This window comes from Gordonia sp. 852002-50816_SCH5313054-c (assembly GCF_001665925.1).
Lineage (GTDB): Bacteria > Actinomycetota > Actinomycetes > Mycobacteriales > Mycobacteriaceae > Gordonia > Gordonia jacobaea.
Genome location: NZ_LZTE01000080.1, coordinates 43,599 through 64,692, shown reverse-complemented (window position 1 = coordinate 64,692; position 21,094 = coordinate 43,599). Strand labels below are relative to the sequence as shown.

Genomic DNA, 21,094 nt, shown 5'->3' with positions numbered 1-21,094 from the left:
TGGGGTCGGAGTCATCGACGCCGACACCGTCCGCGAGTTGGCCGCAGATGCAGCATTCGACTACCTCGATGCCGGCGTCGGCGCTCTTGATCCGCGCCACCCCGACCACGCCGCGGCCGCCCGCGCCGCCTTGCGCTACGTGCCCAGCAAGAAACTCCTCTCGCTGGTCCGTTCGGGGGAACTGTGTTGCACGTTTCCCGGGTGTACCAACCCGGTGTGGCAGGCCGACGTCGACCACAGCACCCCGTTTGACCACCACGACCCGTCCAGCGGTGGGTTGACCGTGCGCGCAAACCTCAAACCGCTGTGCCGGTTTCATCACCGAACCAAAACGTTCGGTCGATGGCGTGACTACCAACTCGACCTGCAGACAGCGATTTTCGTATCCCCCACCGGGCACACCTTTGTCGGCAACGCCTTCGGCGGCCTCGATCTGTTCCCCAAACTCATCCCCACCAAACCACCCGACCACCCCGCCCGCCGCTCCATCGACACCATCCACACACAACGACGCGCCAAAGTCACACGCGCCGAAGAAAAGTGGAACCAGGAAAACCCGCCACCCTACTGACGGGTCTCCCTGGGATCGTCCTGGCTCAGTCGGTGCCGGGCTCGGCGTCGCTGAGCGCCAGCACGAACTTGGTGCCGTACGGCGCATCCTGCACCAGACGCAAGCGCGCCAGTGCGGGGTGGGCGTCGAGCACGCGACCGGCGTTGGCCAATGAACGCAGCGCAGCAGTTTCTGCGCGTGCGGTCTCCAACTTGGCCAGCCCGCGTGCCTTGGCAGTGACCAATTCGGTTGCTGCCGAGCGGATCTCGGCGGGCAGGATCACGTCCTTGACCACCACGTCGAGCACCTCGATGCCCGCAGCGCGGCCAGCACGTGCGGTCGCGGCGATGATCGACCCGGTGTCGACGGTGTCGGCTCGGGTGATCACCTCATCGACGGTCACGGCTGCGCAGACCTCACGCAACGCCACCTGCGCGGCGAGGTATACCGCCGCCCACGGATCGCTGGCCCGCTCGGTGAATGCGACCGCGTCGAAAACCGACGCGCGGACGGCCATCGTGACGCGCAGCGACACGGAGTCGGAGGTCAGGATGTCCTGCGGCGCGAGGGTCATGACCCGTTCACGCATGTCGACGAACGTGTATGCGGCGCCCCTGCGCGCGCGGTACTCGCCGGGCGAAAGTTCGCGGGAGAGTTCGCCATTGCGGTACTCGAGTCCCTTGTACCCGATGGGTACGGAGATCTTGGGGAACCACCGCTTGGCAGGCTTGGTCGCCAGGCGGAGTTCGGTGAAAGCAGACATGATGCGAACCTCCCTTCGTTTGTCGCGCATGTCGTAGTGCAGGCGACACCGCCCGCGGGAGATCGCGTCGATGGGGCCGTCCGTCGACCGACCGAAGTCGGACGTCGGACGACCGCAGGACCGGCGTCGACCTTGTATTCCCGGGGGCGGCGTCTGGTGAGGAGTTGAACCTCGGGCTGTGAGAGCCCTGCCATTTCCGTGAATGGTGCTCGAGAGTCCAACGCGCAGAACATGATCGCCGGTACCCCGGGATCGGCTGCTCTCTCGTGCGAGAGGTAACGATGCCAGAGCGGGTTGGGCGGGGGCAACGGGTTTTACGGGCGGAGTTGGGGCTGGGGTGGGGTGGTTTCGACTTCGGTGCTCGCAAGCTCGCGCCGGCTCAACCAGCGGAATAGGCGCACTCAACCAGCGGGGCGGGTCGCGCTCAACCAGCGGATAGGGCGCGCTCGACCAGCGGGGTGGGTCGCGCTCAACCAGCGGACACAGGCGCGTCAGCGCGCGAGGAACGCGGCGACCGTCGACTCGAATGCCTCTTTGGCCTCGATCATCACCCAGTGTCCGCAGCGGGGAAAGACGTGCAGCTCGGCGTCGGGGATGAGACGCATGGGGGCGAGGGCCATGTCGGGTGGGCTCACGCGGTCGTCGCGGCCCCAGGTGAGCAGTGTGGGGCAGGAGATCTTGTGCATCATGGCCCAGTAGGGCGGGACGTCGGAGGTTGCGAGGAATTGCTGTTGCATCTCGAACGATGCCGAGCCGTACATCGCGCGGCCGGTGGCGAGCGCTTCGGGATTCATCGCAGCCTCCCACCGCTCGGAGATTAGCTGCTCGGTGACGAGGTCCTTGTCGTAGACCATCGCGCGGAGCCAGCGGATCAGCTTGTCGCGGTCGGGATCGTCGGCGAACTCTTGGAGTAGTCGCAGTCCCTCACTTGGGCTCGGGCTGAACAGGTTTGGCCCGACGCCACCGATGGTGACGAGCTTCTCGACGCGGTCGGGTTTGCGAATTGCGAGATTGACTCCGACGACGCCACCCATCGAGTTGCCGATCATCGGTGCGGCGGCGATCCCGAGCGCGTCCATGAACGCGAGCACGGACTTGCCTGCGGTGAGCACCGGCATGCCCTCCCACGGGTCGCTGACGCCGAAGCCGGGGAACTCCAGAACGAAGCAGTGGTGTGTCTCCGCGAAGACCCCGAGGTTGCCGCGATAGTTGCGCCAACCCGTCACGCCGGGGCCGGAGCCGTGAAGCAGGATCAGCGGCGGCGCGTCGGGGTCGCCCGCTTCGTGATAGCGCAGCACGCCGTTGGCGGTGCTCAGTTCGCGTTTGGTCTCGTCGTAGGTGACATCCACACGATCAGACTAGAACGTGTTCTAGTTTCTTGTCACGAGTTGGGGTGCTCAGGTGCCCAGGGATTCGGCGTCCTCCTCGCCGAAGCGCTCTTCGAGCAGTTCGGGCGAGACGTCGAGGTCGATCTCCTCGACGGGGCGGCCGCGCGCCGATTCGATGGCGCTGAGTCGACGCTGCGCGCGGTCGGCGGCGTACGAGAGGAACTCGGAGTTGTCGATTCCGAACGGCGGCTCGTCGAACTGCGCGTTGACCCACTCGATCATCCCGAGCGCGAGCGGCATCAGTTCGCCCATCCGAACGCCGACCGCCTCCCACAGACTGTCGTCGGCCGCGACATGGCGACGGCACGTGAAGGTGCCCCACGCCATGTGGCGACGCTCGTCGTCGCCGATGAACTTGATGATTCGTTGCATGCCGGGCAGGATTCCGCGCCTGGTGCAGATCCGCTGCCAGGCGTAGTAACCGGTCAGAGCGAGTGAGCCCTCGATGACGTGGTTGTAGGTGACGCTGGCGCGGATCTGGTTGAGCGGCGATGGATCGTTGTCGAGGCGGTGAAGTGATTCGGGAAGTTCTTCGTAGAAGAGCTGTCGGTAGTAGGGGTTGTCGGCGACGTAGGGGTTCAGGTCGTCGGTGAGGCCGATTGCGTCCATCCAGAGGCGGAATACCTCAGTGTGCTTGGCCTCTTCGAAGCAGAACTGCGACAGGTACATCTCGTCGCCGAACCGTCCCTCGGCGGCCATCGCCTTCATGAACGGCTGGATGTCTTGGGTCACCGCCTCCTCGCCCGCGACGAACTGCGCGACGAGAAACGTTGCGCTGCGCTGTTGTTCGGCGTCGAGCTCGTACCAGTCGGCGGCGTCTCGGGACATGTCGATGGCAGTGGGGTCCCAGAACCGAGCGTTGCCCTTCACGAAGAGACGCAGCGGCAGGGATTGCCAGTTGAGGCCGCCGCGACGCAGTGACGCGAAATCCTGACGCGCGATGGATGGGCGGTCGGCGAGCGTCATGGCGCGCCGATCAACGATCGTTCGGAACTCATATGCTGACGTTAGCGCCGCGATCGAACCAGACCGGTTGGATTGCGCGAACTCTCAGGTTACTCACGCGTCACTTGCGTCGCCGTTCGCGAGTGCGTTCTCGCTCCGGGGTGACCCCTTCTGGATGGTCTCACCCTGGGTGGTCTCGCCCTGTGCGGTCTCACTCTTGCGCGACAGCGCGCTCGGCCACCAGATTCGTCGCCCGATGTCGATCGACAGCGCGGGCACGAGCAACGTGCGCACGATGAGCGTGTCGATCAGGACGCCGAACGCCACGAGGAACGCCACCTGGGCGAGGAACAGCAGCGGGATCACGGCAAGCGACGCGAACGTCGCGGCGAGCACGACACCTGCCGAGGTGATCACGCCGCCGGTCGCGGTCAGCCCGCGGATCACACCCTGGCGCGTGCCATGAGTCTTCGATTCCTCGCGTACGCGTGTCATCAGGAAGATGTTGTAGTCGATGCCCAGCGCGACAAGGAACACGAACGCGAACAACGGCACGACGGGGTCTGCGCCCGGAAAACCGAACGGTCCGTTGAAAAGCAACGCCGCGACGCCGAGCGTCGTCGCGAACGACAGCACAGTGGTGCCGAGCAGGATGACCGGCGCAACGATGCTGCGTAGCAGCAGGATCAACACCGCGAGCACCACGAGCAGGACGATCGGGATGATCAGATTGCGGTCGTGTTCGGCGGTGGTGCGAGTGTCGAGGTCGGTGGCCGTCGTTCCGCCCACGACAGCGTTCGCGTTGTCGATCGGATGGACACGCTCGCGTATCCGCACGACGGTGTCCTGCGCTGCGAGCGAGTCGGCGTTGTCGGTCAGCGTCGCCTCGATGGCCACGCGGTTGTCGCGGACCACCGGTGTCTGGCCCGCGGTGTAGACCTGTGCCTGCGCGACGCCGTCGACGCTCTTCACGGCGTCGAGAGCCGCCGGGGCCTGCGGGGCGTCGACGATGATCCACGTCGGTGAGCCGCTGCCCGCGTCGAAGTGGCGCGCCTGGACGTCGGCGCCCTCGACGGACTCGACGGTGCCGAGGAAGAAGTCGGTCTGGGCGATGCCGTCGGAGCGGAACATCGGGGCGAACGCGGCACCGATGAGCAGCACGATCAGGGTGGATGCCCAGATGGCTCGCGGCTTGGCAGCGACCTTTTCGGCGATCCTGTGCCAGAAGCGATGCGTCGAGGTCTCGGTGCCCGACTCGGCGAGGTGGGGTCGGACGGGCCAGAATGCGGTTCGGCCGAGGAGCGCGAGAACCGCGGGCAGGAAGGTCATCGACGCCAGGAATGAGGCCACGATGCCGATCGCGGCAACCGGGCCGAGGCTGCGATTGGAGTTGAGGTCGGAGAACAGCAGGCACAGCACTCCGAGGATCACCGTGCCGGCCGACGCCGCGACCGGCTCGATCGTCGCTCGCCACGCAACCTTGATCGCCTGATACTTGTCTGCTGTCTGAGTCAGCTCCTCACGGAAGCGAGACACCAGGAGGAGTGCGTAGTCGGTTGCGGCGCCGAACACGAGGATGAACAGAATGCCCTGGCTCTGACCGTTGAGCTCGAAAACGCCCTGCTTGGTCAAGAAGTAGATGGCACCGGACGCGAGTCCGAGCGCGAAGACCGCCGAGATGATGACGACAAACGGGAGGATGGGACTGCGGTAGACGATGACGAGAATGACGATCACCACCGCGCCCGCGACGAGCAGCAGTAGGCCGTCGATACCCGCGAAGGCCTCGCCGAGGTCGGCGACCTGCCCGGCAGGACCGGTGACGTAGATGCTCAGCCCGTTGGGCGGATTCGCCAGGAGATCGCGGAGCTTCTCGACGGTGTCGGCGGGCTCACCCGCCGTCGAGATCGGCACGATGAGTTCGGCTGCCTTGCCGTCGGCGGAGCGGATCGCCGGTGAGAATGCCTTCCCGAATCCCTCGGTCCCGGCGAGCGGCGTGATGGTGTCGGTCAGATAGGTCGCGTCGGCGTCGGTGAATCCCGACGAACGTTCGGCGACAACGATCGCGGGGATGTAGCTGGTGTCCTGAAACTTCGCGAGTTCGTCGTTGACGCGGGTCGACTCGGCCGAGGCCGGCAGGAACGCGGTGTTGTCGTTGGTCGAGACCGACGCGAGCTTGCCCGCGAACGGTCCGGTGAACGAGCCGACGACGATCCAGGCGAGAATGCCGAGTGCCGGGATGAGCCAGCGGAGACGGGAGGTCGACGACGCGGTCCGCTGCGGGGTGGCCATGCCGTCTATCTTGGCACGCTGCCCGAAATGCCTGGCTGAGTCAGGGGTCCCTGCGCTGCTCAGTCGGACGAGCGCTTCGACGAGACGAGCAGCGTGACAAGGCGGATGCCGAGGCCGATCAGGGCGAAGCTGCTCGCCATCTGGATCGACACGAAGATGCGCGCTGGTTGCGACGCCGCCGCGATGTCGCCGAAGCCGGTGGTCGTGAACACCGTCAGGCTGAAGTAGAGCGCGTCGACTCGCGTGAGTCGGAGATTGAAGCTGTCGGTGCCGTACTCGGAGAGCAGGAAGTACGTGGTGGCGAAGGCGACGATATAGAACGTCGCGAGTGCTGCGATCATCTCGACGGCTGTGGCGACCGGATACGGCGACCGGATGAAATGTCGAATCTCCCAGCCGCAGAACGCGGTCAGCAGCAGTGCCCCCACGACAAGGCCGATGAACTTGGCGTCGTTGTCCTGGTTGATCGGCAGCAGGAAATAGCCGACGAGCAACACCAACCCCGCGAGCGCCGGACGCAGAAGTGCGCTCGCGAGGCGTGGGCCACTGATCGCCGAGTTGCCGCCGGAACTCGGAGACTTACCAGATGCGGACACGGTCCACATCGGGCAGGAACAACTCGTCGCCCTCGGCGACGTCGAACGCGTCGTAGAAGGCGTCGATGTTGCGAACCACACCGTTGCAACGGAATTCGGGCGGGGAGTGGGGATCGATGGAGAGTCGACGGATCGCTTCGGCGTCGCGGGTCTTGGTGCGCCAGATCTGCGCCCAGCTGTAGAACACACGCTGGATGCCGGTCAATTCGTCGATGACCGGGGGCTCGGTGCCCTCGGTGGCGAGGCGGTAGGCGACGAGTGCGATCGACAGTCCGCCGAGGTCGCCGATGTTCTCACCGATGGTGAACTCGCCGTTGACCTTGTACTTGTCGTCGAGTCCCTCGGGGGTGAACTCGCCGTACTGCTCGATCAATGCCTTTGTGCGCTTGGAGAATTCGGTGCGGTCGGCATCGCTCCACCAGTCGACGAGATTGCCGTCGCCGTCGTACTTGGCGCCCTGGTCGTCGAATCCGTGTCCGATCTCGTGGCCGATCACCGCGCCGATCCCGCCGTAGTTGGCGGCGTCGTCAGCGTCGGGATCGAAGAACGGCGGCTGCAGAATCGCTGCGGGAAAAACGATCTCGTTCATGCCGGGGTTGTAGTAGGCGTTCACCGTCTGCGGCGTCATGAACCACTCGTCACGGTCGACGGGCGAGCCGATCTTCGAGAACTCGCGCTCGTTCTCGAATGATGCTGCGCGCGCGTAGTTTCCGATGAGATCGCCACGATCGACCGACAGTGCGCTGTAATCGCGCCACTGCGCGGGGTAGCCGATCTTGGGGGTGAACTTCTCGAGCTTGACCAACGCGCGCTCACGGGTCGACGGCGTCATCCAGGGGAGGTCGGAGATGTTCTGGCGGTACGCCGCAACGAGGTTGGCGATGAGCTCGTCCATCCGGGCCTTGGCCTCGGGTGGGAAGTGCTCCTCGACGTAGAGCTTACCGACGGCGAATCCCATTGCGCCCTCGACGAATCCGACGCCGCGCTTCCAGCGGTCGCGGATGGTCTCGGCTCCGGTGAGGGTGCGGCCGTAGAAAGCGAAGTTCTCGTCGACGAACTCCGACGACAGGTACGACGCGGCCGAATGCAGCAGCCGCCAGGTCAGCCACGTCTTCCAGTGCTCGAGTGGCGACTCGGCGAACAGGGTGGTGACGTCGTCGATGAACGACGGCTGACTGACCACGACCTCCGCGAAGGTGACGTCTCCGACGGTACCGAGGCCGCCGAACCACTCGTGGAGGTTGAAACCCGAAGCGAGCGAATCGAACTCGCCGAGCGTGAAGAGGTTGTAGGTGAGGTCGGCGTCGCGTCGTCGAACCACGTCCCAGTGATGGCCCGCGATGGCGGTCTCGAGGTTGAGGACGGTGGTCGCGCGCTGGTCGGCGTCGCCGTAGCCTGCGAGCGCGAACATTCGCGAGACGTGATCGCGGTATGCCTCACGGGTTTCCGCGTGGTTGTCGTCGCGGTAGTACGACTCGTCGGGCAGTCCGAGACCCGATTGCACCACGTGCACCAGGTATCGATCGGATTGCTTGGCGTCGGTGTCGACGTAGAAACCGAAGAGTCCGCCGACGCCGTGGCGCTGTAGGCGACCGATGCGGCCGGAGAGTTCGTCGGTCGACGCGACCGCTTCGATGGCTTCGATCTCACCGCGGATCGGACCGATCCCGAGTGCCTCGATGTGGTCGGTGTCCATGAACGACCCGAAGAGATCGCCGATCTTCTGGGCGTCGGAGCCGCTCGGCGGATCGGCCTTGGCGCATGCGGTGATGATGTCGCGGACGTTCTCCTCCGCGCGGTCACGCAACACGTGGAACGCTCCGTCGACGGAACGGTCGTCGGGGATCTCGTGGGTGTCGAGCCACTTGCCGTTGACGTGGGCGAACAGGTCGTCCTGAACGCGGACGGCGTCGTCGACCCACTCGAGGTCGATGCCGGAGGGAAGGGAATCGGTCTTCGAAGCAGTCACGGCATCCATCCTGTCACGCCGCCCGGCTACCTTCAGTTGAGTTACGGCTCTCCGAGTGCTTTGTCCATGGCCCAGATCAGAATCTCGGCGGGTCCATCTCCCGCGTCCGTGCGCAGCGTGGCCCCGGAGGTGTCGACGCCGCGCGCAGCGTCGCCTGCTGCGAGGGTGATCTCGGCGGCCTGATCTGTTGTGGACAGCACGGCCCGGCCGTCGACGACGAGGACATGGGTGAACCGGGCGTCGGGGATGCCGACAGAGGCGCCCGGTGCGATACGGACGGCGAAAAGCGTCGCGGCGCGGTTGCTGATCGTGATCGCGGCATCGACCGATGGGTCGCCCGACGCCACGGCGACGAGATCGCCCCCGGCGAGTGCTGCGGAGATGTCGCGCTGCTCGTACGACGGCGTGATGCCGTACTCGTCGGGTACCAGCCACATCTGTATGTAGTGGACCGGTTCGGAACCCGATTCGTGCAGGTCAGGCCACGGATCGTTGCGTTCGGTGTGGTCGATGCCGGAGCCGGCGCTCATTCGTTGGGCGAGACCGGGATAGACGACGCCGGTGTGACCAGCGGAGTCCGTGTGCACCAACGTGCCGGAGACCACCCAGGTGACGATTTCGGAATCCGAATGATGGTGGGCATCGAATCCATGTCCGGGTAGTAAAACTTCTTCATTGCATGCAATGAGAAGTCCATGATGGGTGTTTGATGGATCGTAATGATCGCCGAATGAGAACGAGTGACGGGAGGTCAACCAATCGGTCGACGTCACCTCCCGGACTTCGGCCCGGAGCACCGTGAAGACCATGACCCATTATGGGCATCGGCTCTGACGCGGAGTTCAGGCCGCCACCGCGCTGCAGCAGAGGTTGACTCCGGCGTGGCTGAGGGTTCAGACCTCCTCGTCGACTCCGGTCCGCGAGACGATGATTCCGACGGCGAGAAGCTCATCGACCCGGCCACCGCGAAGTCCCTGGCCGACGCCCCCGATCGCACGGCCGACCGTGAGACCGACGGGGGCCGAGACGAGATCGTGACTAGTCCGAGTTCCGACCGCAAGCAGGTTGATGGTGTTACTCGTGTGACTAAAGTGAAGAATGGGACTATGAAGTATTGCTTGCGGTGGGTAGCTCTTGTTGCCTGCGTAGTCCTCGTCGGTGCCGGTGGTTTCGTCACCTGGCGAATGGTCACGAGCGGTCCAGACACCGGTGCCGCGGCGGCGGTCAGCGAGTTCGCCAGCGCACTGAGCAGGAAAGACGCCACCGCAGCAGCGTCGTTCACCACCGCCCCCGGACAGGCGGCGGATGCCCTGACGCAGACCGTTACCGCGATGAACCCTCAATCGATCGACGTCGACGTCGACAAGCCGGAGGAGTACAGCGACGGCACCGCGTCGTTCAATCTGAAGACCACCTGGCGGTGGGACAAGGACCGCTCGTTCGAGTCGGCGACGTCGGGTACTGCTCGACACCTGAGTTCCGGCTGGAAGATCACGTGGGATCCCGCTCTTCTGGCCCAGGGGTTGCCCGTCGGCGGCAACCTCCGTGAGATCCGGACCGATGCGCGGCCGGCCCCGACGGTCAACAGCGTGTCCGGCAAGCCGTTCATGGTGTTGGCGCCGGTCAACGAGATCATTCTCGACCCGGCCAAGACCAAGGATCTGCAAGCGTCGGTGCGCGCCCTCTCGCGGACGCTGGCGCCGATCGCGCCGCTGATCACACCCGAGGTGATCAACGCGAAGCTCGCGGCGACACCGGACAAGCCGATCGTCGCGGTGACCCTGCGCGATCCCGACATGGGTGTGATGACCAGCGATCCTGCTGCGGTTCCCGGAGTCTCGGTGAACAAGACCGGCATGCTCGTCATGGCCGACCGTCGACTCTCGTCGCCCCTGGAACCGGCACTGACCAACTACTGGCAGGCGATCCGCGACGCGACGGCCGGATGGCAGGTCCAGATGGTCGGCCCCGGTCTCGCGCCGCGCAAGCTCGCGGGTGAGCAGGGGCCTCCCGGTCCCGACGTGGCGACGTCGATCAACCAGCAGGTGCAGTTGACCCTCGGTGACGCGGCCGTCGAGGTCGGGCAACCCGCGACCATCATGGCGCTCGACGCCGGGTCGGGCCGGATTCTCGGGCTTGCGCAGAACGACTACGCGGCCGAGCGCGGCAACAGCGTCGACCAGGCGTATCCGGTCGGCGCGACACTCGATCCCGTCTTCTCGGCCGTCGACAAGGCCACGTCGCAGAAGCAGTCGTCGAACAAGGAGTCGTCGGACACGGCGCTCGACAGGCTGGGGCTCGGCGTCACCTTCACGGTTCCCGGTGCGTCGACGCCGACGACGCCGAAGCCAGGCGTCGCGACCATCGACTATCGACCACAGTCGGCGACGGCGACCATGCTGAACATGGCTGCGCTCGGTGTGTCGATGGCACGCGCTGATGCGGGGGATCAGAGCTCGGTTGCTCCCGCAGTCATCTCGGGAGCGCCGACCAAGGTCGACGGAGGTTCGCTCGGCGCGATCGACAAGTCGGTGAGCGCACCGATCCTCGCGGCCATGACGACAACGGCCAAGACCGGCGACGCCAGTGACCTGACCCGTGCGCCCGGCCTGAAAGCGCTGGTCGGCACCAACGGACCGCAGGGTCCGGGCTGGTTCGTCGGCATCCAGGGCGGCAAGGTCATCGTGATCTACACCGAGGGTGAGAAGTCGGGGACCGCTGCGCTACAGGTCGCTCAGAAGTACTTCCGCATCGCGTAGGCGACGACCGCGCGCCAGCCGAGCATGAACAGGCCGAGCGCGATGGTCGCGACGATGATGAAGCTCAGAGCGACGCCCTGGTGCAGCAGGTAGCGCAGCACCATGCCGATCGCGACGGTGCAGATCCAGATCATCAGACCTGACGGGATGATGCGGGCAGGTCGGAAGTCGCTGCCGAACCATTCACTCGACCGGACGTGCGCATAGACGTAGGCAATCGACCAGCCCGCGGCGGTGGCGACCAGGAACGGCCACAGGGTCTGCAGCACTCCGATCAGCGCGAAGCCGTCGTGGTGATTCGCCCTGCCGATCAGTACGAACACGACGACGGCGACGGCGTCGCAGAGCGCTGCCGCGGCCAGCGGAAACGTCGTCGAGTGCCGACTGCTGGTCGGATCGCTCACGTCAGACTTCGACATGGGTATCCACGGTAGCGCCACCCACCGTCGACGACGTGCTGCGGGTCGCGGGGTGGGGCTTTCATGAGGGGGGCGGCTCGGGCCCCAACTCCTTCTGCCCGGGATTCGCGGCCGGGTCGAAATCGCCCGACTCGACGTCGCGATCGATCTCCTCGCCGATCGAATCGTCGGTTCGGATACGCGACCGGAACAGGAAGAACACGACGATCCACCCGATCAAGGCGATGAACACATAGCTGATGATGCGGTAGACGAGCACCGCTGTCAGCGCGTCGGCGGCAGGCATCCCCGCACTGGTCAGCGCCGGGACGAGCACGGCGTCGACCACACCGATGCCTCCGGGGAGCAGCGGGATGGCGGTACCGACCGCCTTGCCCGCCGCGTAGGCGACCATCAGGCCGGAGATGCTCGGATGAGCCCCGACCGCCCAGCACGCGAACATCAGACATGCGACGTCGGCGATCCAGTTGAACAAGCTCCACGCGAAGGCGACGCTGGTGTCGCGGCGCGTGAGCTGGACGGCCCGCAGCTGTTCGAGTGTCTCCAGCAGCCGCGCCACCCCGTGATCGGCCGGCTTGCTGCGTACCTGGTTGATCCAGCCGAGTACGCGTTCGCCTGTCGACTGCAACGACTCCGGATGGCTGGCGAGGTACTGCAGCACGACAGCCACCGCGATGAATCCGACCGCGGAGAAGACCACCGAGAACGGGCTGGTCTTGGCGCCCGCGAGCAGTGCGCCACCGAAGCCGAGCACTGCGAGTCCCACACCCGCGAGCAGTCCGGACATGACGACCTGCCACGACGCGATGACGGGAGTGGCACCCCACTTTCGGGTCTCGCGGTAGGTAAAGGCAGGCGCGAGCACCTGACCGCCCGGCAGCGTCTGGCTGACCGAGTTCGCGGCGAGCACCACCGACAGCGACTTCCACTCGGACACACGGACACCCGCCGAGCGCAGCAGCGCTCGCTGTACCTGCGCGAAGCTGTCCATCGAGAGCAATGCGGCGACGATGCACGCGACGAGCCACACCCAATCGAGATCACCGATTCGGTGCGCGGCCTCTTCGAGTTTCGGCCAGATCAGCACGATCTCGACCGCCAGGACGACCACCACGACCGCCACCAGCACCCACCGAACCCACCAGAAGCGTGAGCGCGTGGCGGTGCGGTGGACCGCCGGTGTATCCGACGTCATACGGCCAAGGGTAACGACAGCTAGTGTGACTTCCGTGGACCATGCCGCTCGAACGAACGACGGATATCCCGAAGATGCAGAAGCGGGTGCGTCGGGCAGGTCGCTGGCCGAGCTCGACCGATCCAAGGTCCACCCGTTTGTCCGTGCCACAGCCGAGTGGGTCTGGCGGCTCCTGCTGATCCTCCTCGCCATCTACGTCCTCGGGCGTCTGTTCCTGCAATTCGACGAGGTACTCGTTCCGGTTGCGCTGGCGATTCTGGTGTCGGCATTCCTTGTGCCGGGCGTCGACTGGCTCGATCGGAAGGGTCTGCCGCGCTCGCTCGCCGTCGTCGTGATGATGCTGGTCGCGCTTGGTGTCGTTGCGACCGTCCTGACGTTTGTCGGCCGAGCGTTTGTCCACGGATTCCCCGCACTGACCGCCGAGATCACGGTCACCATCGACCGCACCCGGGAGTGGTTGGTCGACGGCCCACTCGACGTCGACGAATCGCAGGTGCGCAACCTCGGGTCGAACATCATCAACCTGATGGAGCACAACCAGGCCAAACTCGCCGGTGGTGCCGTCGCCACGGCAACGACGGCGACCGAACTGGTCACCGGCGCGTTGCTGATGGTCTTCCTGACGATCTTCTTCCTCTACGGCGGCGGTCAGATCTGGGAGTTCTGCTGCCGACTCGTACCTCGCAATACCCGAGGTCGGGTCGCTGCCGCGGGAGTCGCGGGCTTCGGCACCCTTGTCGGCTACGTGCGTGCGACGGTGATCGTCGCCCTCGTCGACGCCGTATGTATCGGCATCGGGCTGGCGATCCTGCGCGTTCCGCTGGCCCTGCCGCTGGCAACGGTGATCTTCCTGTTCTCGTTCATACCGATCGTCGGCGCACTGATCAGTGGTTCGCTCGCCGTCGTGATCGCGCTGGTCACGCAGGGCTGGCTGACCGCCGTGATCGTATTGGCCATCCTCGTCGGCGTGATGCAGCTCGAAGGCCATGTGCTGCAACCGTTCCTGCTCGGCAGGTCGGTGCGATTGCATCCCGTCGCGGTGATCCTCGCAATCGCCGCGGGCATCGTCGGGGCGGGGATCATCGGCGGCCTGTTCGCCGTACCGATCATCGCGTTCGCGAATACCGCCGTGCGATATCTCGCGGGCCACCGCAACCTGCCGATCTCGAGTGGTGAGGGTTCGTATCACTACGCCGAACCCGACGAACCTCATTGGGACAACCGAGATCTCGATGCCGCGACCGCCTCGGCGGGCGTCGCGGTCGAGGAGGGCGTCGGTGTCTCGAAAGCCGACGCCGAGGCCGACGTCGAGCGAGGGCTCGACGGTGATGGTGCTCGCGTGGACGACACGGGAGACACGGCAACCGACGACACAGCGCCCGGTGACACCACGCCCGCGAAGGACCCCGACGAGACGTCATGAGAAGTGATCCGGTCACGCCGCTCTGGCGCGGCGCGCAGGTGCTGCGACTGTTGTCGTACCTCTACGCGCTCGGCTTCCGGATCGCGATCGACGACGATCTGCTGCACCCGGGTGTGACGTGGGTGTTGTTCGGATTGCTCACCGCGTGGACCGTGGCCTGCGGCATCGCGTATTACGTTGGCTTCGGCCGCAATTGGTATTGGGTCGGCGCAGAATTGGTGATCGCCTGCGCACTCATGCTGTCGACATCGTATGTGGCCAGCGAATCATGGGCGCTGAACAATCAGACATGGCCGACGACGCTGTGGGCCACCAACTCGGTGATCTCGGCGGCACTGCTCGGCGGGCCGATCGTCGGCCTCGTTGCAGGTCTGGTCGTCGGCGGCACAAGCGCTTTCGTCAAGGGCTGGCTCGACCTCAACTTCGGCCGCAACGCGACGATCCTCGTGATGATGGCGTCTGGCGTCGCGGTGGGACTCGCCGCGGTCAACGCCCGTCGGGCGCAGGCGGAGTTGGCCGCTGCTGCGCGTGTCGCGGCGGCTGCGACCGAACGCGAGAGACTGTCCCGCGAGGTGCATGACGGTGTGCTTCAGGTACTTTCGTTCATCTCCAAACGTGGGCGTGAGATAGGCGGTCCGACAGCGCAACTCGCCGACCTCGCGGCAACTCAGGAGGTCGCCTTGCGTCGCCTGATCTCCGATGTCGACGTCGGCGGTGAATCGACGTGTGGGACTGCGGATCTGACCGCGCTGCTGCGCGCTGCCGGTGGTGACGTCGCCGCGGTGAGCGCGCCCGCGGACCCGGTGATCATCGACGCGACGACGGCACGCGAGATCAGCGCTGCGGTGATCAACGCACTCGACAACGTCACACATCACGCGGGTGCGGGGGCGCGGGCCTACGTACTCCTCGAAGACCTCGACGACACCGTGGTCGTGAGTGTCCGCGACGACGGTGTGGGTATCGCGGCGGGACGGCTCGACGAGGCGCGTCGCGCCGGCAGGCTCGGCGTCGCGCAGTCCATCGTCGCGAGAATCGAATCGCTCGGTGGCACAGCGATACTCGACTCCGACGAGGGAATAGGCACGGAGTGGGAACTGACGGTACCGGTGACGCGGGAGAAGAAATGAGCGATACGCAAGATGCCAGCCGACTGCGGGTGATGGTTGTCGACGACCACCCGATGTGGCGGGACGGGGTGGCGCGCGATCTCTCCGACGCGGGGTTCGAGATCGTGGCGACCGCCGATTCGTCCGGCGCGGCGGGGCGTCGTGCCGGTGCGGTGCGACCCGACGTCGTGCTCATGGACATGCAACTGCCCGACGGCAACGGGGCGGAGGCCACCGCGGCGGTCCTCGAGGTGTCGCCGAAGACGCGGGTGTTGGTCTTGTCGGCGTCTGACGAGCGCGACGACGTCCTCGACGCCGTAAAGGCCGGCGCGAGTGGCTATCTGGTCAAGAGTGCGTCGAAGGAGGAACTGATCGACGCGGTGCGGGCGACCGCTGCCGGCCAGGCGGTCTTCACACCGGGACTCGCGGGTCTCGTGCTCGGTGAATTCCGGCGCATGTCGTCAGAACCCGACCGTGCGCCACAGACCCCGGTGCTCACCGAGCGTGAAACCGAGGTGCTGCGCTACGTCGCAAAGGGCATGAGCGCCAAGCAGATTGCCCGGAAGCTGACCTTGAGCCACCGGACCGTCGAGAATCACGTGCAGTCGACGTTGCGCAAACTACAGCTCGGCAACCGTGTCGAACTCGCGCGGTACGCGATCGAGCACGGGATCGACGACGAGTGAGCTGACCTGCTACTCGCCGGAACGGCTGCGGCGCAACAACTCCTGCACGCTGATCTGCCGGTTCTCGCCTGGCGTCTCGTCGGCGCGTGCGTGGCGATCGGACCGACTCGGTCCATCGTCGGGGCGCGAACGCCGAGGCGGCGTCGTGCGGGTCTGATGTTCCTCGCCCGGTGCGACGGGTGGCTGTGCTCGGCGCGCCGCGTCGGGGGAGAGGCCCCGCTCCATCGGCGACTGTGCACCCTCGGGTGCGCGTTGCTGCGTTGCCCGCGCCTGCTCCGGCGACAGTGACGCGACGAGCGGACGCTTGCCGGTCTTGTCGAGATCGGGGCGTCGACCCAGCGGCGACGGGCCCGTGGCGCCTGACTGCGGCTGGTTCAGGCGGATGCCGCCTTCGCCGAGCATCCACCCGCCGGTGTCGGGACGATCGGACTTCTGACGACGCGGTGACGGCGGGCGAGCGGTGCGCGTACGTACCGGCTCGATCTCGTCGAGAGTCTGTGCGGGACGCTGGTCGCGCAGGGCGGGGCGTCGGTCCGACGGCGGCCGTGACGGCCCGCTGCGCGCTGCCGGCTGGGTTGCTGCAGGTTGCGCAGTAGGAGGTTGGGCAGCCGGCTGCGCAGCGCGACGTTGCATCGGTTGCGGCGCCGGGGTCGGCTGGGGCGCGGGGGTTGGCCGCGGCGCCGAACCGGCGCGCATGGAGCGTGTGGCCGCGCCCGCCGAGACCGTTGCGGCGGCACGGGGAGCTGCCCGCATGGCGGTCGTCGGTACCTCGGAGATCAGCGTGCCCGCGCGCATACCCTGCGTGCCGGCGCCCGCACCGGCGACCTTGGCGTCGGGCTCGTCGTCGAGGATCGTCTCGCCGAGGCCGATCTTGCGCTGCATGGTCTTCATCCAGCGCGGTGCCCACCAGCAGTCGTCGCCGAGCAGCTTCATCGTCGACGGCACCAGCAACATGCGGATGATGGTCGCGTCGAGGATGAGGGCCGCGATCATGCCGTACGCGATGTACTTCATCATCACGATGTCGGACAGACCGAAAGCGCCCGTCACGACGATGAGAATCGCAGCCGCCGCGGTGATGATCCGACCCGTGTGTGCTGTACCGACGCGGACCGCTTCCGTGGTGCTCGCGCCCTTCTGTCTCGCTTCGACCATGCGGGACAACAGGAATATCTCGTAGTCCGTGGACAAACCGAACACGATCGCGATGATCAGCACCAGGACCGCCGCAAACAGCGGGCCGGGCGTGAAGTTGGCGATCGACGCGCCGTGACCGTCGACGAAGATCCACGTCAAGATGCCCAGCGTCGCGGCGAGACCCAGCGCCGACATCAGTGCTGCCTTGATCGGTAGCACCAGCGAGCCGAACGCCAGGAACATCAGTAATCCGGTGACCAGGACGAGCAGGATCGCCATCAGGGGCAGTCGGGTGAGCAGGGCGTCGATGGAGTCCTGCACGAGTGCCGGAGTTCCGGCCACCCACATCTGGATGCCCGCGGGTTTGTCGATGGCGCGCAGGTCCTTGACGGCCGCGCCGGCGGTATCGCGATTGACCAGACCCGCCGACATCTGGATGACCTGCGGACCGTTGAAGCCGTAGGTCCCGGTGAGTGCTCCGTCGTCGGCCGACGGACTGAACTGCTTGGTGAAGCCGGGGATCTTGTTGGCCTCGTCGGCGATCTGCTGGATCTTGGTGCCGCTGTCGGGGTCGTTGACGTCGTAGGAGATGACGAGCTTGACCTCTTCGGTGCGTTCCTTCGGGAACGCCTTGTCGAAGTCCTCCTGCGCGACACGGCTCGGGTTGTCCGGCGGCAGATAAGCCTCGCTGATGCCGCCGAACTTGATGCCGCCGATCGGGATGGTGAGGACGAGCAGGATCAGGACGGTCGGCACCGCGGTGGCGACCGGGTGGCGCATGACCCACCCCGACAGGCGGCCCCAGAAGCCGTTCTCGATCTCGGCCTTGGTCTTGGTGCGCCGGAGGAACGGCAGCCCGAAGGCGTCGATCTTCGGTCCGAGGATGCTCAGGATGGCCGGCAGCACCGTGATCGAGAGGATCGCGGCCAACGACACCGAGAAGATCGCGCCGTACGCGACTGACTTCAAGAAGCCCTGCGGCATCATCAGCAGACATGCGATGGCGGCGACGATGATGGTCGCCGAGAAGACCACGGTTTGTCCCGCGGTCATCACGGTTCTTCGTACCGCGGCCTTGGTGCTGTAACCCTCTGCGAGTTCTTCTCTGAATCTGCTGACGATGAACAGGCCGTAGTCGATCGCGATGCCGAGGCCGATCAGGGTGACCACCGACTGCGCGAAGATATTGAGCTCGGTGAGCTGGGCGATGATGTTCATGATGCCCAGCGAGCCCGCGATGGTCAGACCGCCGATGAACACCGGGAGACAGGCGGCGATGACACCGCCGAAGATGAAGAACAACATCACCGCGACCAGCGGAAGCGCGATGACCTCGGCGCGTCGGATGTCGTCGTCCATGCCGCTGGCCATTGCTCCTGCGACGGGCTGGAGGCCGGCCAACTGGAATCGGGTGCCCTCGAGACCGTACTTGCCGGGATCGTCGACGACGCCCTGCAGGAACGGTTCGACCTTCTGGTAGTTCGCGAGCACCGAGGTGTCGTCGTTGCCCGCGACGCCGATGCTGATGAAGGCCTGCTTCTTGTCCGCGGTGAACGTCCGCGACCTGATGGTGTCCTGTGCCGCCTTCTGCGCGACCGTGTCGTCCTTCAGATAGAAGGGGTCGATGATCTCGTGGTTGTTGCGCAGCGCGTTCTCGTAGGCCTGCTGATCGGTCGAATCGGGAGCCTCAGCTGCTCGCTGCACCACATCGGGATGCTGCTGCAGCAGATCGTCGACGACCTTCTCGACCTTGGTGCCGAACTCCTTGTCGTCGACCTGCGTGCCTGCGGGCGGGGTGATGAGGAGGATGACGTCGGAGCGATGGTCGCGGCCGAAGGCGGTGTCGGCGACGACCGAACCCTTCGACGACTGGGCGGTCGGGTCGAACCAGCCGCTCTGCGACAGGTGGTTGCCGAGGCCGAGTCCGTAGAGGCCGAGGCCGCCCATGATGGCGACCAACACCGCGATGACGGCAAAGCGCATCCGGAAGACGAATGTTCCGATGGCTCCGAACACGCCGACTCCTTTCGGGAAAGTCTCGCCGAGATAGTTGCCGAGATTGTTTCAGTGGTGCCTGAGTGCTTGCTGAGGTTTGGCTCTTGGTGTTTCGGGCTGGGTTTGCGGTCCGAGCGGACTGTTCTCTCAGCGGAGAAGTGCGCGCAGCGGCCGGAACGGGGTGAGCCACGCGCCGTCGTCTGGCAGTGAATCGAGCCCGATCCGAGGCAGCGGCTCCCGGAACACACCGGGTATCTCCTCGAGATCGACGAACTCGAGTCCGTCCGTCGACAGCGCCCAACTCACGTGTTCGCGGAACCCGATGACCGTGACCGGAACGCCTTCGGCTGCGATCTCGATCAGTGGATCCCGAAACGCCTGACCATCTGCGGACGCGACGATAAGCCCGGCTAACCCAACAGTGTGCCTGCGAAGCTCGATGTGGTCGAGCATGTCGGAGTCCACATCACTGTCCTCGGACAGTTTCGGCTTGGCGAACACCGCGTACCCGACGTTGCGTAACGCGTCGACCCACGGCCGCACGACGTCGGCGCTACCAGGCACGATGTTGGTGAAGACCGTCGCCTCGGGTTCGATCTGGACCGCGGTGTCCGACGTCGTCGAAATGTCGTCGACATCACTATCGCCGTCGAGAGCATCGTCATCGTCGATCGCACTGTCATCGGCGTTGTCGTCGCTGACCGACCGGTCGTAGGCCGCGACGGCCGCTTGCGCCGAGATGTCGGCGGTGCGCTGGAGCAACCAGCGGCCGAGCGCGTCGAACCGCGGTCGATGCGCCGCCGTCGGCCGTCCGCCGAGAATGGACCCGAGGCCCATGTCCATGTTGGGTGCGTCCCAGACCAGAAGGACGCGCTGCGCGCCGCTCTGTCCGGAGATCGTGTCGGCGAAGCGTGCGGCCGTGCCACGGGTGTCGGTCATGAGCCATCGCCGCCTGTCGGGATCTCTGGAGATTCAGGGGTTTCTGGAGATTCTGGGTTGTCTGAGCCCTCAGCCGTCGCCTTCTCACGGGGTCGGACATAGACGAACTCGTTGACCTCGCGGCCCTCGCGTTCTGCGCGACCTTCGAACTTGGTGGTCGGACGCTCGAGCGAGACCGGCACCGCAGTGGTCGCGGGTACGACGTGGACCCGCTCGGGATTCTGCGTCGCAAGGATTTCGGCGATCCACTCCGCGTAGTCCGCATGGTCGGTGGCGATATGCAGGACGCCGCCGGGCCGGAGTCGGTCAGCCATGAGTTCGATGGTGCCTCGTTGGACGAAGCGGCGCTTGTGATGGCGCGATTTGGGCCAGGGGTCGGGAAAGAAGAGGCGGATCGCGGTGAGCGATCCGGACGGGATCAGTTCACGCAACACGACGACGCCGTCGCCGCGGATCATGCGCACATTGGTCAGGCCAGCGCGGTCGACGAGCCCGACGAGCTGTGCCAGGCCCGGCTTGTAGACCTCGACGGCGATCACGTCGACGTCGGGTTCGTCTGCCGCCATCGCGGCCGTCGAGATGCCGGTTCCGCTGCCGATCTCGAGCACGCGGGGTGCCTCGCGCCCGAACAGTGCGTCGAAGTCGATGGGTGGTTCCGGGGTCTGGGCCGGGTCGGTTGCCAGGTCGCGGCCGAGCACCGGCCACAGCGTCTCCCAGTTGCGCTGCTGGCCCGGCGTCAGCGAGCCGCGGCGGAAGCGGAAGCTGGTCACACGCGGGTAGAGGCGTGACGCGTCGCCTTGGCCGTCGGCCGGTCCGGGGGAGGAGTTCACCGGTCCATCGTGGCCCATCGGGTCGGTCATGCACACGTCGACACCCGCTTGTGCAATCTGCTGCGCCACCTCACCCAACTGCGACTACCCTTCCACCAG

17 protein-coding genes are annotated in these 21,094 nt (G+C 65.9%); 5 read left to right on the top strand and 12 right to left on the bottom strand.

The window, feature by feature from the left end; all coding sequences use genetic code 11:
* Window positions 1-571 (top strand): HNH endonuclease signature motif containing protein (locus tag A5788_RS24140; protein ID WP_197502779.1); only part of this gene is annotated, 571 nt, incomplete at its 5' end.
* A 25-nt stretch (window positions 572-596) separates the two neighbouring features.
* Here the strand turns inward: A5788_RS24140 and A5788_RS21550 are convergent.
* From A5788_RS21550 to A5788_RS21520, 7 genes are all read right to left on the bottom strand, one after another.
* A complete protein-coding gene (locus tag A5788_RS21550) occupies window positions 597-1,313 on the bottom strand; it encodes a slipin family protein (RefSeq protein ID WP_064867469.1) in 717 nt (238 codons plus the stop codon).
* A gap of 491 nt (window positions 1,314-1,804) precedes the next feature.
* Window positions 1,805-2,662, bottom strand: coding sequence for an alpha/beta fold hydrolase (locus A5788_RS21545; protein ID WP_064866359.1), 858 nt, complete (start codon window positions 2,660-2,662; stop codon window positions 1,805-1,807).
* A 48-nt stretch (window positions 2,663-2,710) separates the two neighbouring features.
* Entirely contained in the window at window positions 2,711-3,667 is a 957-nt protein-coding gene (locus tag A5788_RS21540; protein ID WP_064866361.1) for a R2-like ligand-binding oxidase, read from the bottom strand.
* A 93-nt stretch (window positions 3,668-3,760) separates the two neighbouring features.
* The gene (locus tag A5788_RS21535; protein WP_064866363.1) at window positions 3,761-5,938 is read right to left on the bottom strand and encodes an MMPL family transporter; all 2,178 of its coding nucleotides are present in this window, start codon (window positions 5,936-5,938) and stop codon (window positions 3,761-3,763) included.
* A gap of 59 nt (window positions 5,939-5,997) precedes the next feature.
* Window positions 5,998-6,543, bottom strand: a complete 546-nt coding sequence (locus tag A5788_RS21530; protein WP_049700343.1) for a potassium channel family protein — start codon at window positions 6,541-6,543, stop codon at window positions 5,998-6,000.
* On the bottom strand, window positions 6,518-8,512 hold the full coding sequence (locus A5788_RS21525) for a M13 family metallopeptidase (protein WP_064866365.1): 1,995 nt from the start codon (window positions 8,510-8,512) through the stop codon (window positions 6,518-6,520). Before A5788_RS21525 ends, A5788_RS21530 begins: the two co-directional genes overlap by 26 nt.
* Before the next feature lie 32 nt (window positions 8,513-8,544).
* Window positions 8,545-9,312 (bottom strand): pirin family protein, encoded by a 768-nt coding sequence (locus tag A5788_RS21520; protein ID WP_064866367.1) that lies wholly within the window; start codon window positions 9,310-9,312, stop codon window positions 8,545-8,547.
* A 297-nt stretch (window positions 9,313-9,609) separates the two neighbouring features.
* Here A5788_RS21520 and A5788_RS21515 point away from each other — a divergent pair, with 297 nt between their 5' ends.
* Window positions 9,610-11,262 carry an NTF2-like N-terminal transpeptidase domain-containing protein gene (locus A5788_RS21515; protein WP_082937791.1) on the top strand — a complete coding sequence of 551 codons (1,653 nt, stop codon included), beginning with the start codon at window positions 9,610-9,612 and terminating at the stop codon, window positions 11,260-11,262.
* On the opposite strand, the gene A5788_RS21510 is transcribed toward A5788_RS21515, so the two are convergent.
* Window positions 11,238-11,681 (bottom strand): DUF3054 domain-containing protein, encoded by a 444-nt coding sequence (locus A5788_RS21510; RefSeq protein ID WP_064866369.1) that lies wholly within the window; start codon window positions 11,679-11,681, stop codon window positions 11,238-11,240. The genes A5788_RS21515 and A5788_RS21510 overlap by 25 nt on opposite strands.
* A 61-nt stretch (window positions 11,682-11,742) precedes the next feature.
* Window positions 11,743-12,876 carry a lysylphosphatidylglycerol synthase transmembrane domain-containing protein gene (locus A5788_RS21505; protein ID WP_049700347.1) on the bottom strand — a complete coding sequence of 378 codons (1,134 nt, stop codon included), beginning with the start codon at window positions 12,874-12,876 and terminating at the stop codon, window positions 11,743-11,745.
* 34 nt (window positions 12,877-12,910) lie between these two features.
* Between A5788_RS21505 and A5788_RS21500 the strand changes: the two genes are divergently transcribed.
* The 3 genes from A5788_RS21500 to A5788_RS21490 are packed head-to-tail and all read left to right on the top strand — an operon-like array spanning window position 12,911 to window position 16,094.
* Window positions 12,911-14,299, top strand: coding sequence for an AI-2E family transporter (locus tag A5788_RS21500; RefSeq protein ID WP_231894036.1), 1,389 nt, complete (start codon window positions 12,911-12,913; stop codon window positions 14,297-14,299).
* On the top strand, window positions 14,296-15,429 hold the full coding sequence (gene macS / locus A5788_RS21495; RefSeq protein ID WP_064866371.1) for a MacS family sensor histidine kinase: 1,134 nt from the start codon (window positions 14,296-14,298) through the stop codon (window positions 15,427-15,429). Before A5788_RS21500 ends, macS begins: the two co-directional genes overlap by 4 nt.
* The gene (locus A5788_RS21490; RefSeq protein WP_064866373.1) at window positions 15,426-16,094 is read left to right on the top strand and encodes a response regulator; all 669 of its coding nucleotides are present in this window, start codon (window positions 15,426-15,428) and stop codon (window positions 16,092-16,094) included. The genes macS and A5788_RS21490 overlap by 4 nt, the downstream gene beginning before the upstream one ends.
* A gap of 9 nt (window positions 16,095-16,103) precedes the next feature.
* On the opposite strand, the gene A5788_RS21485 is transcribed toward A5788_RS21490, so the two are convergent.
* The 3 genes from A5788_RS21485 to trmB form a co-directional block, all read right to left on the bottom strand.
* Window positions 16,104-19,247: an MMPL family transporter gene (locus A5788_RS21485; RefSeq protein WP_064866375.1), complete on the bottom strand. Its 3,144-nt coding sequence runs from the start codon at window positions 19,245-19,247 to the stop codon at window positions 16,104-16,106.
* A gap of 126 nt (window positions 19,248-19,373) precedes the next feature.
* Window positions 19,374-20,165 (bottom strand): hypothetical protein, encoded by a 792-nt coding sequence (locus A5788_RS21480; RefSeq protein ID WP_064866377.1) that lies wholly within the window; start codon window positions 20,163-20,165, stop codon window positions 19,374-19,376.
* On the bottom strand, window positions 20,162-21,013 hold the full coding sequence (gene trmB / locus A5788_RS21475) for a tRNA (guanosine(46)-N7)-methyltransferase TrmB (RefSeq protein ID WP_064866418.1): 852 nt from the start codon (window positions 21,011-21,013) through the stop codon (window positions 20,162-20,164). Before trmB ends, A5788_RS21480 begins: the two co-directional genes overlap by 4 nt.
* Window positions 21,014-21,094: the final 81 nt, after the last annotated feature.

Coding starts and splice junctions, on each gene's coding strand:
- A5788_RS21550 (WP_064867469.1), bottom strand. CDS start 1,313: ATGTCTGCTTTCACCGAACTCCGCCTGGCGACCAAGCCTGCCAAGCGG.
- A5788_RS21540 (WP_064866361.1), bottom strand. CDS start 3,667: ATGACGCTCGCCGACCGCCCATCCATCGCGCGTCAGGATTTCGCGTCA.
- A5788_RS21535 (WP_064866363.1), bottom strand. CDS start 5,938: ATGGCCACCCCGCAGCGGACCGCGTCGTCGACCTCCCGTCTCCGCTGG.
- A5788_RS21530 (WP_049700343.1), bottom strand. CDS start 6,543: ATGTGGACCGTGTCCGCATCTGGTAAGTCTCCGAGTTCCGGCGGCAAC.
- A5788_RS21525 (WP_064866365.1), bottom strand. CDS start 8,512: ATGGATGCCGTGACTGCTTCGAAGACCGATTCCCTTCCCTCCGGCATC.
- A5788_RS21520 (WP_064866367.1), bottom strand. CDS start 9,312: ATGGTCTTCACGGTGCTCCGGGCCGAAGTCCGGGAGGTGACGTCGACC.
- A5788_RS21515 (WP_082937791.1), top strand. CDS start 9,610: ATGAAGTATTGCTTGCGGTGGGTAGCTCTTGTTGCCTGCGTAGTCCTC.
- A5788_RS21510 (WP_064866369.1), bottom strand. CDS start 11,681: ATGTCGAAGTCTGACGTGAGCGATCCGACCAGCAGTCGGCACTCGACG.
- A5788_RS21505 (WP_049700347.1), bottom strand. CDS start 12,876: ATGACGTCGGATACACCGGCGGTCCACCGCACCGCCACGCGCTCACGC.
- macS (WP_064866371.1), top strand. CDS start 14,296: ATGAGAAGTGATCCGGTCACGCCGCTCTGGCGCGGCGCGCAGGTGCTG.
- A5788_RS21490 (WP_064866373.1), top strand. CDS start 15,426: ATGAGCGATACGCAAGATGCCAGCCGACTGCGGGTGATGGTTGTCGAC.
- A5788_RS21480 (WP_064866377.1), bottom strand. CDS start 20,165: ATGACCGACACCCGTGGCACGGCCGCACGCTTCGCCGACACGATCTCC.
- trmB (WP_064866418.1), bottom strand. CDS start 21,013: ATGGGCCACGATGGACCGGTGAACTCCTCCCCCGGACCGGCCGACGGC.